Below are 13,553 nucleotides of genomic sequence, written 5' to 3'. Positions count from 1 at the left end.
ATGAGAGCCTGGAAATTTCAAGCAATCCCTTGAGTCAGGGGAGAGCATTGCAATTTCTGACAAATTTAGATAAAATAGTTTAAGAAATCGCAAAGACTAGTCTTTTTCTGTTCCTATGGAACAGAAAAAGACTAGTCTTTTTCTGTTCCTATGGAACAGAAACCATAACAGGCCGGTCGCTAAAAGGAAAAAACATCATGAACAAAAAACTCAAAACTTTGGCAATCACAATTGCCGCCGCAACAACTGTGCTCCTCGCAGGTGCAAGCCTTTCTGCAAAAGCAGATACAACGCTTTACCGTAACTGGAACTCAGCAACTGGAGAACACCTTTACACAAGCCATTATGAATGGATCACGCTTCCAACAGAATCTGCGTACTGGCACATGGACTCTGTAACCTTCACAGAACCTGATACAGGCTCAAACGTCTACCGTGTCTATAACCCAAACTCTGGAGAACATCTCTTCACAACAAGTGCTTACGAAAAAGATTCTCTTGTTAAAGTTGGTTGGAGATATGAAAGCATTGCTTTCCATTCAGGTGGCAATACACCAGTTTATCGCTTGTATAACCCCAATGCTGGAATTGGAGCGCATTTAGACACTTCAAGCCTCTACGAAAAAAACTCACTTGTTTCACAAGGTTGGAAATATGAAGGTGTGGCCTGGTATGCGAAAAGTGCTGGAAGTACAACAATTCCAAATGTAACAGCTCCAAGTACACCAGGATCATCAATCCCTCCTACAATTGGAAATGCACCTGGAACACCAAACCCAAACGCAACAGGATCAAACAATGGAGCGCCTAATGGGGGATATGATATTGCGCCTGGTCATGGTTAAATACAACAAATAATAAAGACCAGTCAAATTTTATATTGATTGGTCTTTATTTTGCAAAAGTTTTAATTTGAGGTTTTATTCATCGGATTTTTTAATCTTCTCAGCGATAGCAAGATAAACCTTTGACTTGCCAATAGATAATATTAAATCTGATAATGCTAAAATTAATAGCGTCAACTCCATTTTTGGGGCCGCCTCTCTGACATTAAGTCAAATAATTAGAGTCAAAATCAGTGAAAATTTTCCTTGTCCTTAGATAAAATTTCCTCAAATTCTTCCGGACTGAGATAGCCGAGGGTTTGATGTTTGAGGCGCTTGTTGTAAAAGGATTCAATATCGTAAAAGATGCTGAGACGGGCTTCTTCAACGGATTCATCGTCCGGATGGTTGACCCAGTCTCGCTTCAGGTGATCCTGCAGGACTCAAGGCTGGCATTGTGGTAGGGATAGCCCTTGCGACTGAAGGAGTGGCGGATGCCTTGGCTTTTGAGGATGTTCTCATTAAACAGGGGCGACTCTATGTACTTGACTCAAGGTCACATTGCTTACCACTGGCAACCAAGGCATTGAAAAACATCCACTGACTAGCAAGCCACTCAATTATCTCTTTTTGAAGTTCGAAACGATTGCTTCTTACTTCAAAAAGATATACAATGGGTATACAGAAAGAGAGGATATCACTATGACAGTAATCACAAGAAAAACAGGTAATTCAATTATCCTGACAGTACCTTCAAAATTTAACATTAAAGAGGGTAATGAATTTGAACCTCGCATTGATGAAAATGGTGTCATTCAGTTTATCCCTGTAGATAAATTATCCAATGATGAACTCGAAGACCTTCATACCTACATGGATAATTTTCAACCACTCATGGACAAATTGAAAGATATGTGAGGGGACTATTGAAATACTTAAGAAAAGCACACTATATTGCAATTAACAAACACGCTGTCGAATCTGTTGGTGGAACCAACTTTGGAGTGATTGATGAAAGCGGACTTGATATGATTATCAACGCACCCCAACAAAATATCTTTGGGAAAGAACTCTACCCAACGGTTTGGCTAAAAGCAGCATTCATCTTGCAGAAAATCACCAAGAAGCATATCTTTCAAGATGGCAATAAGAGAACATCCATTCAAGCAGCACTTTATTTCTTAAAAATCAACGGATATACTCCTAAAGATTTTGAGCTTATTAACAACGCTGAAGATTTTGTCCTTGCAGTTACCAATTCTCCAGACAACGAAGAAAACATGCTCAAAATTGCTGAATGGCTCGAAGCGGTATGTAAAGCTATTGAATAACATCTAATGAGCTTGCAGATTGTAGACAAACTCTAATCCAGTCTGCTATAAGAAAATTTTCTTATAACTTTAGAACTATTTCGTTACGAGTGCTTTTCGCAGAATTTTCGGAACGGAACGGACTTTGTCGACAGCCTGACCTCTAACTGAGGTTATTTTTTATTCTCTTCAAACAAACAAGTAGCTCAAAACAAACAGACCGAATAAGAGGGTCATTCGCTTATCTCTAACTCATAAAAACAAGTGGTCATATGACGAAAAGCAGTAAATAGACTGCTTTTTTGCTATAATTTTCAATGAAGAAAAGAGGAAATCATGTCTTTATTAACATTTAGCTTAGCCATGTTGGCCATTGGCCTTCTGGCGGGGACCTTTGGGTCGATTCTTGGCATTGGGGGCGGGATGATTATCACGCCGATCATTACCAGCTTTTTTGGGGTGGACATAAAATATGCCATTGGGGCGGCGATTGTCTCGGTCATTGCAACGAGCTCTGGGGCGGCGATTTCTTACCTCAAGGATGATTTGATCAATGTCCGGGTGGCCATGTTTCTGGAAATTTTTACGACCATCGGAGGCCTTGTCGGGGCGGTGCTGGCGGGCTTCTTTAATGCCACCGTGCTCAATATTCTCTTTGCCTGCCTCTTGATTTTCCAGGTTTACAATATGGTCAAGAAACTAAGGGCCGGCGAGACCGTCATCAAGCAGGCTGAGCGTGACCCGCTGGCGGACAAGATGAAGCTGAACTCTTCTTATTATGATAAGCAGTTAAATGAAGAAATTGACTACCAGGTCGAGAAAATCCCTGGTGGTGCGGTCATCATGCTGGGGGCTGGCCTGGCGAGTGGCCTGCTCGGTATCGGCTCTGGGGTCTTTAAGGTCATGGCCATGGACGGCATGATGAAGATGCCACTCAAGGCTTCGACCGCGACCTCTAACCTGATGATTGGGGTGACGGCTGCGGCTTCAGCGACAGTCTATTTCTTTAATGGCTATGTCAATCCAGCTGTGGCGGGGCCGCTAGCCTTGGGGATTGTGGCTGGGGCAGCGATTGGCTCTCGGATCATGCCCTATCTGCCGGCCAAGACCATTCGGATTATCTTTATTCCTGTGATTGGCCTGATGGCGATACAAATGCTTGTGAAAGGACTGGATCTCTAAAATGAAGGATGACAAGGAAAAAATGCTCGATATTGAGCTGAGAATTGGGAAAATCCTGCGTTTTGGGACGATTTTGAGTACGGCGGTCATGGTCATTGGCCTGGTCATGTTTGTTGTGACGGGGCATTCGGGCTACAATGGAGCGAGCTATCCGCATAATTTTCAGGCGATTGTCATGGGACTCGCTGGCTTCAAGCCCTTTGCCTGGCTGATGGCTGGTCTCTTTCTCTTGATTTTAACACCGGTCCTCCGGGTCCTGGCGTCGATCTTTGCCTTTGCCAAGGAGCGGGACCGGATGTATGTGGTCATCACGCTGATTGTCCTGCTGATTTTGATTGTGGCTATCCTGCTTGGCCATGCCGGCGAATGAGGGACTGTGAGCAAAGCTAAAAAATTGTCGTTTTTGACTTTTTCCGTTATAATCAAAGAATGGAAAAACGTTATACGACCTGGAATGAATACCTGCGAGGGCGTTTCGGGGAAAAGGTCTTTAAGGTGCCGATTGACGCTGGCTTTGACTGTCCCAACCGGGACGGCACGGTCGCCAAGGGCGGCTGTACTTTTTGTTCCGTCTCTGGCTCTGGCGATATGATTTTGGAGCCGGAGGCCCCGATTGATGTCCAGTTTCGGGCTGAGGTCGACCAGTTTCACAAAAAATGGCCGAATGTGGCGAAGTACATCGCCTATTTTCAAAACTATACCAATACGCACGGCTCGCTAGAGACCATCAAATCCCGCTTTGAGCCTGCCCTGGTCCAGGACAATGTCGTCGGCATCTCCATCGGGACCCGGCCAGACTGCCTGCCAGCAGATGTCGTCGACTATCTGGCTGACATCCAGGCGCGGGGCTTTGAGGTCTGGATTGACCTGGGCCTGCAGACGACCTATGAGGCCACGTCTGATTTGATCAACCGGGCCCATGACTACGGGACCTATGTTGATGCGGTTGAACGCTTGCGAGCTCACGGCATCAAGGTCTGCACCCACTTGATCAACGGCCTGCCTGGCGAGACGCCTGAGATGATGTTGGAAAATGTCCGCCGGACGGTGCTGGATTCTGACATTCAAGGGATTAAATTGCACCTGCTTCATCTGATGCGAAACACGGCCATGCAGAGGGACTACCACGCTGGCCGTCTGCAACTTTTAAGCCGGGATGAATATGTCAATATCATCTGCGATCAGCTGGAGCTGATTCCTAAAGACATCGTCATCCACCGACTGACCGGCGACGCCCCAAGAGACAGCATCATCGGGCCGATGTGGTCACTCAAAAAATGGGAGGTCCTCAACGCCATCGATGCTGAGCTCGAGCGGCGGGACGTCTACCAGGGCGACCGGGATGTCAGAAAAGAAATCTTAGTTCGTCAGTAAAATTGAACCGTCAATGACGGTTTTTTAATGGAAAGGAAGCCCAGTGAAATGATCAAAATCCAAGAAATGGCGCATGCCCTCCTGGCCGATGTCATCAAGCCCGGTGACCTTGCTGTTGATGCGACCATGGGAAATGGCTATGATACGGTCTTTCTCGCAGGGCTCGGAGCAAAGACGGTCGCCTTTGATGTCCAGGCGGAGGCCTTAGAAGCGACCCAGGCTAAGCTTGAGGAAGCCGGTCTATCTGCCCGCCTGATTCATGATGGCCATGAGCAACTGGCCAACTACATCCAAGAACCGGTCAAGGCAGCCGTCTTCAACCTGGGCTATCTGCCGGGGACTGACAAGAGCATCGTCACAACAGGTGACCATACAATCCAGGCACTGGACGCTCTGCTTGACTTGCTCGAAGTAGCTGGCCGGATTGTCTTAGTCGTCTACCACGGCCACCCTGGCGGTCAGGAAGAAAAAAAGGCCGTCGTCAGCTGGGCAGAGTCCCTCCCCCAACAGGCCTGGCATGTCATGGCCTATGCCCCGATGAACCAGGTCAATCACCCGCCTTTTTTGATTGTGGTGGAGAAGCGCTAGGATTGGGGCGAGGGTCGTTGCATTCCAGAAATTCTGAAAAGATGCTGGGCACGCAAGCAAAGCTTCGCTTTCATTGCTAGATGTCGAGCCCTGCGGTCTCGACATCTGCCTCTTTCAGCATTTTTTCAGAATTTCTTCCATTCCACTCCTGGCTGATTTAATTGGTCTGTCTGTTCTCGTTATTGATGAGGGGGAAGCTCTGAGTGGAGCTAGGGGAGGCAGGCAAACACTGTGAAAAAGGCAAATTGGGAGACCGCAGGGCTCACAATTTAAGAATGGAAGCCGAAGGCTTCGCTTGCCCCATGCGACTCGCTGCTTTAGCAGCTTAGCGAGCATGGAGAGCGTAGTGGCAGAGCCACGTAGATGGCCCACAGTGTCTTGCCTGCCTTCCCTAGCGAAACGGGCCATATATAAAACAGTCGCCAAGCCTATAACCTTGACAAATAAAAGATAAAAGATAGAATAGAGTTTGGCTGTTTTTTGCTTATGGCATAAAAATTTGAATTAATAAGGATATAATAATAATGACAGGTATTTTATTTGGCCTGGTCCCTATGATTGCTTGGGGATCGATTGGCTTTGTTGCAAACAAAATTGGTGGGGATGCCAAACAGCAGACCCTGGGGATGACTTTAGGGGCCTTTGTTTTTGCCCTCATCGTCTTCCTGATTCGTCAGCCACATCTGAGCTGGCCAATCTTTTTGATTGGTCTGGTCGGAGGCTTCATCTGGGCGATCGGTCAATCTGGCCAATTCCACGCCATGAAGTATATGGGGGTCTCGATTGCAGCTCCATTATCTAGTGGTTCACAGCTGGTGTTGGGTTCTCTGATTGGTGTCTTTGCCTTTCATGAGTGGACCAAGTCCATCCAGTTTACGCTCGGCTTTATTGCCCTGATTGCCCTGGTGATTGGGTTTTATTTCTCAGCCAAGCAGGACCCAGAAAACAATATGGTCACTGAAGAACGCCATTATACCAAGGGTCTGATTGCACTGACCTACTCAACCATCGGCTATGTGGCCTATGTGATCTTGTTTAACAACTTATCAGACCTTTGGTTTCACGTGAAATTTGACACGCTGACCATCATCTTGCCAATGTCGATTGGGATGATGATTGGGGCCTACGCACTCGCAGGCTTCAAGGTCAAGATTGAAAAAGTTGTCTTCAAAAATCTCTTTGTCGGCCTGATGTGGGGCGTGGGGAATATCTTCATGCTCCTCACTGCAGCCACAGCCGGCAATGCGATTGCTTTTTCATTCTCACAGCTGGGCGTGATTATTTCAACGCTTGGCGGGATCTTTTTCCTGGGCGAAAAGAAGACCTCAAAGGAAATCCGCTATATTACGATTGGTACCCTACTATTTATACTTGGTGCGATCTTGCTCACAGTAGTCAAGGCACAAGCTTAAGGAAAGACAATGAATCTTTTTCGTAAACGGACATCGCTAGAAAAAACTGAAATGAAGCGGACGCTCAGGGGGATGGACCTGATTCTCTTTGGCCTGGGGGCCATGATTGGGACCGGGATCTTTACGACCTCTGGGATTGTCGCCTCGACCATGGCGGGGCCTGCCCTCGTCATCTCCATCGTCATCGGTGCTGTATCCGTTGGGATTTCAGCCTTGATCTTTGCTGAGTTTTCTTCACGAATGCCCAGTCACGGTGGTGTCTATGGCTATATCTATGCGGTGTTTGGCGAGTTGCCGGCCTGGATTGCCGGCTGGCTAGCCCTGATGGAGTTTTTCCTGCTCGTAGCCGTGATTTCCTCCAGTTGGGGGGCTTATCTGAAAGGCCTTTTTCACTTCAAGTTGCCGGCTGTGATTGCCGGCTCGATTGGGACAAGTCACGGCTTTTCCGTTGATTTGGTGGCCATCTTTGTGGTCATCTTGATTGCCATGGCCCTGATGATGAATCTGAGAATCCTTGTAACCATCAATAATATCCTGGTAGTCCTCAAGTTTTCGGCCTTGATTGTCTTTATTGTGGCCGGTCTCTTCTATATAAATCCGAGCAATTGGTCCAACTTTGCTCCCTTCGGCTTTGGCCATATCTTTGGGGGTGACGATTCGGGCATTATGGCCGGGGCCTCCTTTATGTTCATTGCCTTTCTTGGTTTTGAGGCCATTCCGCTGACGGTGGATGAGAGCCGGGAGCCTAGAAAGAGCATTCCTTACGGGATTTTTGCGGCCCTGGTGACCACCGTAATTTTCTATGCCATGGTGGTCTTGGTCTTGACGGGCGTGGTGAATTATAAGAATTTGAACGTGCCAAACGGCCTGGCCTACGCCCTCCAGTCGATTGGGCTGAATTGGGCGTCGGCCTATGTCTCAGTCGTTGCGGTCGTGACCCTGATCACGGTCGGTGTGGCCATGGCCTATGCCTTGTCTCGGGTTATTTACGGGATGAGCCGGGATGGCCTCTTGCCTCGTAGCCTGAGTCTCTTGAGCCATCGTCGCCGGGTGCCTTATCGGATCAACATATTGATTGGCCTGGTGGCGATTGTTGTGGCGGGCTTTATTCCCCTGCGAAATCTCATCCAGCTCTTGAATCTCTCGACCATTCTCTACCTGATCATGCTGGCTCTGGCGGTCATCAAGCTCAGACGGGACTTTGGCGAGCCTGGGAAAAATGAGATTAAGACACCGCTCGTGCCAATTTTGCCGATATTCTCTGTGATTTTTGGGATCATCTTGATTTCTCATTATAATCTGGAGACCTATATCAGCTTAGGGATTTCCCTTGCTGTGGCTTTACTGGTCTATCTGACCTATGGCTATCGACATTCAAAATTAAATCGCAAAAAAAGCCGGGACTGATGTCTGGCTTTTTTTATTATAGCTTTTCATTCACAAAACGGACGAAGTGGTTCCAGGCGACTGTAAAGACATTTTGCTTTTCAACATTCTGCTTGGCGACCAGGCTAAACTGGCTCCCTTTGAAGCCGGGCAGGTAGCCCAGGTCATCCTTGATGCTAAAGGTGGCAGTGACTTGCGGGCTATTTTCCTTGATAGGGGCTTCGAGCTCGGCATCTTTTGACTTGTCAAAGGTCACAGAGAGCTTTGAGTTGTCAGCCGTGCCGTTGGCCATAGGAACGACCGGGCTCACGTCCTTACTTGCGACCAGGTCGACTGACTTGGACTTGCCATCAAAGACAGGAAGCTTGTCAAAGTCATCAAGGCTTTGGCCCTCGTCAGCGATGTCGTCAACCGCCCAGTTACCGTAGACGTAGTTCATCAGGGTATTGGTGGCATCAAAGCGGGCGTATTGATTGCTGTCAGCATTATCTGCATTGAGGATGACTGTGATGATGCGGAAGTTGTTTTGATAGGTGGTCCCAACAAAGCAGGCACCGGCCAGGGTCGTCGTCCCTGTCTTGAGGCCGTCGACACCTGTGCGGTAGTCCTGGTAGCCCTCGAGCATGTAGTTGTAGGTATGGAGGTTTTGTTCGTCAGCCCCGCCTTTGTTGAAGACCGCTGTGGTCATCTTGGTTGTGTTGAGCACATCAGGATAATCCTTGATCAGGTGCTGGGCGACCAGGGCGACATCCTGGGCAGACATGAGATTTTCATCGTCGTCTTTCGTTCCGGGATAGAGATGGCCGTCAAGGAGTGAGTTCGGCAGGCCTGAGGCGTTGACGATTTTTGCATCCCTGATGCCCCAGTCCTTGAGTTGTTGTTTCATCATGTCGACAAACTTGGGCTCAGAACCGCCGACCTTTTCAGCCAGGGCGACTGCCGCAGAGTCGGCCGACTGGATCATCATGGCGTTGAAGAGGTCGCGAACACTGTATTTGCTGTTGGGCTGGCTGATGGCGATGTTTGAGGTCTCCGCATTTTGAGCCATCTTGAAGGCATAGTCAGAGATGCCCACCTGTTCATCCCAGGAGAGCTTCTTTTCATCGATGGCCTTGAGGACCAGATAGGCCGTTATGTTTTTGGTAATTGAAGCAATGCCCAGTGGAGTCGTCGCATTTTGTGCGAAGAGGATTTTCCCGCTAGAGGCATCAATCGCCATCGCCGCCTTGGCAGGGATTTTAGGCGTGTCAGCCTTGACAGGTTGAACAAAATTAAAAGATGCCAGCAGGGTCAGGCCCAGCATCAGATAGAGCGTGAATTTTTTCATGTCTATATTATAGCAGAAAAGCGGGGAATGCCAAAAGGGGGTGATGGTTGGTATTCGTTGCATGCCAGAAATCCCACATAAATACTGTGGGAGCATCTCCTTGGCTACGCCTCTAGCGGAACGATATTCCGGAAAAAAACCAAAGAAGAGAGATGAGACTTGACAAAACACCCTGAAATTTGATAATATACTAAACGGTACTTTTTACATTTGGAAATATCAATAAGAAGAACGTCTAAAGTTGCCAAACTTCTTGTCAGAACTTGGATTAAGCGACCATATACTGACAGCACCAAATCTAAAAAAAACAGAAAGGGAAGCTTTTCATTCCTATCTCGCTTCGGAGTTCGCTCTGGATAGCAGTGAAAAGTAGACAAAGAAATGCCTACAATTAACCAATTGGTACGCAAACCTCGTAAGCCACAAACTACGAAATCAACTGCGCCAGCATTGAACGTCGGCTACAACAGCCGTAAAAAAGTACAAACTAAAGTAGCGAGCCCACAAAAACGTGGTGTTGCAACTCGTGTTGGTACAATGACACCTAAAAAACCTAACTCAGCCCTCCGTAAATTCGCTCGTGTGCGTCTTTCAAACTTGATGGAAGTGACTGCTTACATTCCAGGTATCGGACACAACTTGCAAGAACACAGCGTTGTATTGCTTCGTGGTGGACGTGTAAAGGACTTGCCAGGGGTACGTTACCACATCGTTCGTGGTGCGCTTGATACTGCAGGTGTTACTGACCGTAAAACTAGCCGTTCTAAATACGGTGCTAAGAAACCAAAAGCATAAGGAAAGGGGATAAGTTAAATGCGTAAAAATCGTGCTCCAAAACGTGAAGTTTTGCCAGATCCAATGTACAACTCAGTCGTAGTTACTCGTCTTATCAACCGTGTTATGCTTGATGGGAAACGTGGAGTTTCTGCAAATATCGTCTATAATGCTTTCAAGCAAATCGAAGAAGCAACTGGTACCGCACCACTTGAAGTCTTCGAACAAGCAATGGAAAACATTATGCCAGTTCTTGAAGTTCGCGCTCGTCGTGTCGGTGGTTCAAACTATCAAGTCCCAGTTGAAGTTCGTCCAGAACGTCGTACAACACTCGGACTTCGTTGGTTGGTAACAATCGCTCGTAACCGTGGTGAACACACTATGCAAGACCGTCTTGCAAAAGAAATCATGGACGCTGCAAACAACACAGGTGCAGCTGTTAAGAAACGTGAAGACACACACAAAATGGCAGAAGCCAACCGTGCCTTCGCTCACTTCCGTTGGTAGAATACAAAAAAGTTCCAGTTTGGAACTTTTTTTGTATTCTTGAGACTAAGTCAGAGAGCTTTGCGCAAGCAAGCTGAGACTTCCTGAAAAGGAAGTCTTTTAATTAAAGCTCCCCACACATTCGCAAACTCCCCGCAAAAAAATCTACTATCATATTCAGAAAATTATGTTTGCTATTGCACAATGTGTATTCTTATGGTAAAATGAGAAAGAACATTTCAAAAATTACAAAGGAGCTTAAATTTGAAAAAACTCTCGAAAACAGCCTACGGTGGCATCCCCGGTAAGGACTATGTCCCTTACGAGGATGGTCGCAATAAGACGGCTGCTAACCCTATTGTTCTTACAATCGGTATTATTCTTACGATTTTATTTGCAGCCTCTACAGCCTATTCAGGTATGAAGTCAGGTCTGACGGTCGCTGCTGGAATCCCAGGTGCCATCCTTGGTTCTGGTATCCTTTCTATTTTCATCCGGAAAAATAACTTCCTGATGAAAAACGTCCTCCAGTCGATGGCGACAGGTGGTGAGTCACTGGCTTCAGGGATTATCTTTGTCCTGCCAGCCATCCTTCTCATCGGTGGCCGGGTTAACTTCTGGCAGGGGATCGCTGTCGGTATTGCCGGCGTTCTCTTGTCTGTTGGTTTCTTGAGCTTTGTGCAAGACTACCTCTTGGTTGAAGAACACGGTAAGCTCATGTACCCTGAGTCTATGGCGATTTCTGAGACTCTGGTTGCTTCAGATGCCGGCGGAAATTCCCTTAAGTACATGGGAATCGGTTTCGGTATCGGTGGGGTCTTCACAGCCTTGACGACAGCCGTTTTCGGTTTGGTTAACAACGTTATTTCCTATACAAATGAAACTTTCTATAAGTGGAAATTTGAGATGGAAGTCAACCCAATGCTTGCCGCCATTGGATTTATCGTTGGTACTGAAATCGCCGTCCTCATGTTTGCCGGTTCTATCATGGCCAATTTTGGTGTGGCTCCGCTCATCGGTTACTTCTCTGAAATGGCCCAACACGGCTCTGTCGTATGGAACGCCACTGACATCCACCTGAACGCTGCTGAATTTGCAACGATTTCAGGCTCTTATGTCAAATACATCGGGGCTGGGATGATGATTTCTGGTGGACTAATCGGTGCGGTTCGCCTGATTCCTACCATCGTGACCTCTATTAAGCAGACCCTCGAAGGCCGTAAAAACGCTGAACCAGGCCAACGTGACTCAGCAGGTCTGATTTCACTGGTCCTCGGTGTCATCTTTGCCTTCATGATTAGCTTCTTTATCTCAGGCGGCAACATCGCCATGGCCCTCATTGGTGCCCTCTTGTCAATCATCCTCTCTATGCTCTTTATCATCGTCTCAGGACGTTTGACAGGGACCATCGGGACATCAAACCTCCCAGTTTCTGGGATGACCATTGCCTCACTCGTTATCCTGACCCTGGTCTTCTTGATTATGGGATGGACCTCAGGCGCTGACAACAAGAGCCTGCTCTTGTTTGCGACCTTCATCGTCGTGACCATCTCGGTTGCCGGTGGTTACACTCAGGCCCAAAAAGTTACTTTTATCACGGGTGGTAATCCACGTGAAATCCGCAAGATCTTCATCGTTGCGGGCATCACAGGTGTTGTTGTCGTGACAGGCATTATCATGCTCTTGAAAGACCAACTTGCCAATACTGCAAATCCTGAATTTGCCATGCCACAGGCCAACCTGATGGCGACGCTGACGAAGGGTATCCTTGCTGGTCAACTGCCATGGAACATGATCATCGTTGGTATCGTCTTTGGTATCGTCCTTTACATGGTTGGCGTGCCAGTCATGACCTTTGCGATTGGTTTCTATCTGCCAATCTCGACTTCATCAATTATCTTGGTAGGTGCTCTTGTGCAGGTGCTTGTGAAGACCCTCAGCAACAAGAAGGGTCAAGCCATCCGTGAAGAACGCATGTCTTCAGGCGTTTCACTGTCATCTGGACTGGTTGCTGGTGCCTCTATCATCGGTCTGGTCGGGATTATCCTGCAGGTATCAGGCGTCCTCAAAGTCGGCATGCCTGCTGGATTCTTGGCTAGCAACGCCATGGCCTGGATCATGCTCGTGGTTTTGATCATTGCGATGGTGTGGCCTTTGATGGTAATCAAAAAGGCCCCGGCCCCAGAAGTAGAAGTGACATCAGATGAACAAAATTGATGATACAACTTTAGAGATGGTCTTTATAAAAAAAGAAGGCCTTCTCACAGAAGAAGATGAAGCAGGCCATATCCTCATCATCAAGCCTCAAGACCACTGGTCTCAACGTCTGATGAGAAAGATTGGCATCCGCATCCCAGAAGTCTCAAAGACTGAACTGGATGACTACGGCAGCCTCGTCTTCAAGCAAATCAACGGCCAAAATACCATCAAAGCCATCGGTGAAAACCTCGCCGAAACTTATGATGAGGCCTCAGAATACCTCTACGACCGCCTTTTACTCTATATCAACCATTTGGAGAATGTGGAGCATTGGATTGTGAAAGTAGAAAAATAAGTCAGAGGGGCTGAAGAGTCGCTCCACTGCAGAAAAGCCACAGTTTACTGTGAGGCCGCAAGCAAACAGCTTTGCTGTTTCATTGCTAAATCCAGAGCCCTTATGGTCTCTGGATTTGCCTTATGTCACGGTAAACGATGGCTTTTCTTTCGTTCCGCTGGTCTGCAAGTCTACCAATCCTAGTGATTTTGAAAAATAAAAATAAAAAATCGAGACAGTGGAGCGGAGGAGAAAGGGCCGGAAACTGTGAAATTTGGCAAATCAGGAGACCGAAGGGCTCCTGATTTAGCGATGAGACCGCGAAGCGGGCTGCTCGCGGCCTCACAGTTCTCCTGC

Annotated in this window: 14 protein-coding genes; 13 read left to right on the top strand and 1 reads right to left on the bottom strand. The window is 47.4% G+C overall.

The window, feature by feature from the left end; translation table 11 throughout:
• Positions 1-197 precede the first annotated feature (197 nt).
• From NtB2_RS08130 to NtB2_RS08090, 9 genes are all read left to right on the top strand, one after another.
• Positions 198-845 carry a hypothetical protein gene (locus NtB2_RS08130; protein WP_109246453.1) on the top strand — a complete coding sequence of 216 codons (648 nt, stop codon included), beginning with the start codon at positions 198-200 and terminating at the stop codon, positions 843-845.
• A 681-nt stretch (positions 846-1,526) separates the two neighbouring features.
• Positions 1,527-1,742 (top strand): hypothetical protein, encoded by a 216-nt coding sequence (locus tag NtB2_RS08545; RefSeq protein ID WP_125195003.1) that lies wholly within the window; start codon positions 1,527-1,529, stop codon positions 1,740-1,742.
• A gap of 8 nt (positions 1,743-1,750) precedes the next feature.
• Positions 1,751-2,155: a type II toxin-antitoxin system death-on-curing family toxin gene (locus tag NtB2_RS08120; RefSeq protein WP_109246451.1), complete on the top strand. Its 405-nt coding sequence runs from the start codon at positions 1,751-1,753 to the stop codon at positions 2,153-2,155.
• A gap of 315 nt (positions 2,156-2,470) precedes the next feature.
• Positions 2,471-3,316 (top strand): sulfite exporter TauE/SafE family protein, encoded by an 846-nt coding sequence (locus NtB2_RS08115; RefSeq protein ID WP_109246450.1) that lies wholly within the window; start codon positions 2,471-2,473, stop codon positions 3,314-3,316.
• A 1-nt stretch (position 3,317) separates the two neighbouring features.
• The gene (locus NtB2_RS08110; protein WP_109246449.1) at positions 3,318-3,686 is read left to right on the top strand and encodes a DUF1634 domain-containing protein; all 369 of its coding nucleotides are present in this window, start codon (positions 3,318-3,320) and stop codon (positions 3,684-3,686) included.
• Between the two features lie 59 nt (positions 3,687-3,745).
• The gene (gene mnmL, locus NtB2_RS08105) at positions 3,746-4,690 is read left to right on the top strand and encodes a tRNA modification radical SAM protein MnmL/YtqA (protein ID WP_109246448.1); all 945 of its coding nucleotides are present in this window, start codon (positions 3,746-3,748) and stop codon (positions 4,688-4,690) included.
• Between the two features lie 48 nt (positions 4,691-4,738).
• Positions 4,739-5,278: a tRNA 5-(aminomethyl)-2-thiouridylate-methyltransferase MnmM gene (gene mnmM / locus NtB2_RS08100; RefSeq protein WP_109246447.1), complete on the top strand. Its 540-nt coding sequence runs from the start codon at positions 4,739-4,741 to the stop codon at positions 5,276-5,278.
• A 524-nt stretch (positions 5,279-5,802) separates the two neighbouring features.
• Positions 5,803-6,690, top strand: coding sequence for a GRP family sugar transporter (locus NtB2_RS08095; protein ID WP_109246446.1), 888 nt, complete (start codon positions 5,803-5,805; stop codon positions 6,688-6,690).
• Positions 6,691-6,699: 9 nt separating this feature from the next.
• Complete coding sequence (locus NtB2_RS08090; RefSeq protein WP_109246445.1) at positions 6,700-8,097, top strand: APC family permease; 1,398 nt, start codon at positions 6,700-6,702, stop codon at positions 8,095-8,097.
• Between the two features lie 16 nt (positions 8,098-8,113).
• Here NtB2_RS08090 and NtB2_RS08085 read toward each other — a convergent pair whose 3' ends face one another.
• On the bottom strand, positions 8,114-9,403 hold the full coding sequence (locus NtB2_RS08085; protein ID WP_109246444.1) for a serine hydrolase: 1,290 nt from the start codon (positions 9,401-9,403) through the stop codon (positions 8,114-8,116).
• A gap of 381 nt (positions 9,404-9,784) precedes the next feature.
• Here NtB2_RS08085 and rpsL point away from each other — a divergent pair, with 381 nt between their 5' ends.
• From rpsL to NtB2_RS08065, 4 genes are all read left to right on the top strand, one after another.
• Positions 9,785-10,198, top strand: coding sequence for a 30S ribosomal protein S12 (gene rpsL / locus NtB2_RS08080; RefSeq protein ID WP_109246443.1), 414 nt, complete (start codon positions 9,785-9,787; stop codon positions 10,196-10,198).
• Between the two features lie 18 nt (positions 10,199-10,216).
• On the top strand, positions 10,217-10,684 hold the full coding sequence (gene rpsG / locus NtB2_RS08075; protein WP_109246442.1) for a 30S ribosomal protein S7: 468 nt from the start codon (positions 10,217-10,219) through the stop codon (positions 10,682-10,684).
• A 243-nt stretch (positions 10,685-10,927) separates the two neighbouring features.
• Positions 10,928-12,880 carry an OPT family oligopeptide transporter gene (locus NtB2_RS08070; protein WP_109246441.1) on the top strand — a complete coding sequence of 651 codons (1,953 nt, stop codon included), beginning with the start codon at positions 10,928-10,930 and terminating at the stop codon, positions 12,878-12,880.
• Positions 12,867-13,217, top strand: coding sequence for a PqqD family peptide modification chaperone (locus tag NtB2_RS08065; protein WP_109246440.1), 351 nt, complete (start codon positions 12,867-12,869; stop codon positions 13,215-13,217). The genes NtB2_RS08070 and NtB2_RS08065 overlap by 14 nt, the downstream gene beginning before the upstream one ends.
• The last annotated feature ends 336 nt before the right edge of the window (positions 13,218-13,553 follow it).

This window comes from Lactococcus termiticola, assembly GCF_003116835.1.
Classification (GTDB): domain Bacteria; phylum Bacillota; class Bacilli; order Lactobacillales; family Streptococcaceae; genus Lactococcus; species Lactococcus termiticola.
This window is presented reverse-complemented; position numbering and strand designations above follow the sequence as displayed.

Excerpts from the sequence above, each read along its gene's own strand:
- NtB2_RS08065 (WP_109246440.1), top strand. The coding sequence starts at position 12,867 with ATGAACAAAATTGATGATACAACTTTAGAGATGGTCTTTATAAAAAAA.
- rpsG (WP_109246442.1), top strand. The coding sequence starts at position 10,217 with ATGCGTAAAAATCGTGCTCCAAAACGTGAAGTTTTGCCAGATCCAATG.
- mnmM (WP_109246447.1), top strand. The coding sequence starts at position 4,739 with ATGATCAAAATCCAAGAAATGGCGCATGCCCTCCTGGCCGATGTCATC.
- NtB2_RS08090 (WP_109246445.1), top strand. The coding sequence starts at position 6,700 with ATGAATCTTTTTCGTAAACGGACATCGCTAGAAAAAACTGAAATGAAG.
- NtB2_RS08085 (WP_109246444.1), bottom strand. The coding sequence starts at position 9,403 with ATGAAAAAATTCACGCTCTATCTGATGCTGGGCCTGACCCTGCTGGCA.
- NtB2_RS08110 (WP_109246449.1), top strand. The coding sequence starts at position 3,318 with ATGAAGGATGACAAGGAAAAAATGCTCGATATTGAGCTGAGAATTGGG.
- mnmL (WP_109246448.1), top strand. The coding sequence starts at position 3,746 with ATGGAAAAACGTTATACGACCTGGAATGAATACCTGCGAGGGCGTTTC.
- NtB2_RS08545 (WP_125195003.1), top strand. The coding sequence starts at position 1,527 with ATGACAGTAATCACAAGAAAAACAGGTAATTCAATTATCCTGACAGTA.
- NtB2_RS08115 (WP_109246450.1), top strand. The coding sequence starts at position 2,471 with ATGTCTTTATTAACATTTAGCTTAGCCATGTTGGCCATTGGCCTTCTG.
- rpsL (WP_109246443.1), top strand. The coding sequence starts at position 9,785 with ATGCCTACAATTAACCAATTGGTACGCAAACCTCGTAAGCCACAAACT.
- NtB2_RS08130 (WP_109246453.1), top strand. The coding sequence starts at position 198 with ATGAACAAAAAACTCAAAACTTTGGCAATCACAATTGCCGCCGCAACA.
- NtB2_RS08095 (WP_109246446.1), top strand. The coding sequence starts at position 5,803 with ATGACAGGTATTTTATTTGGCCTGGTCCCTATGATTGCTTGGGGATCG.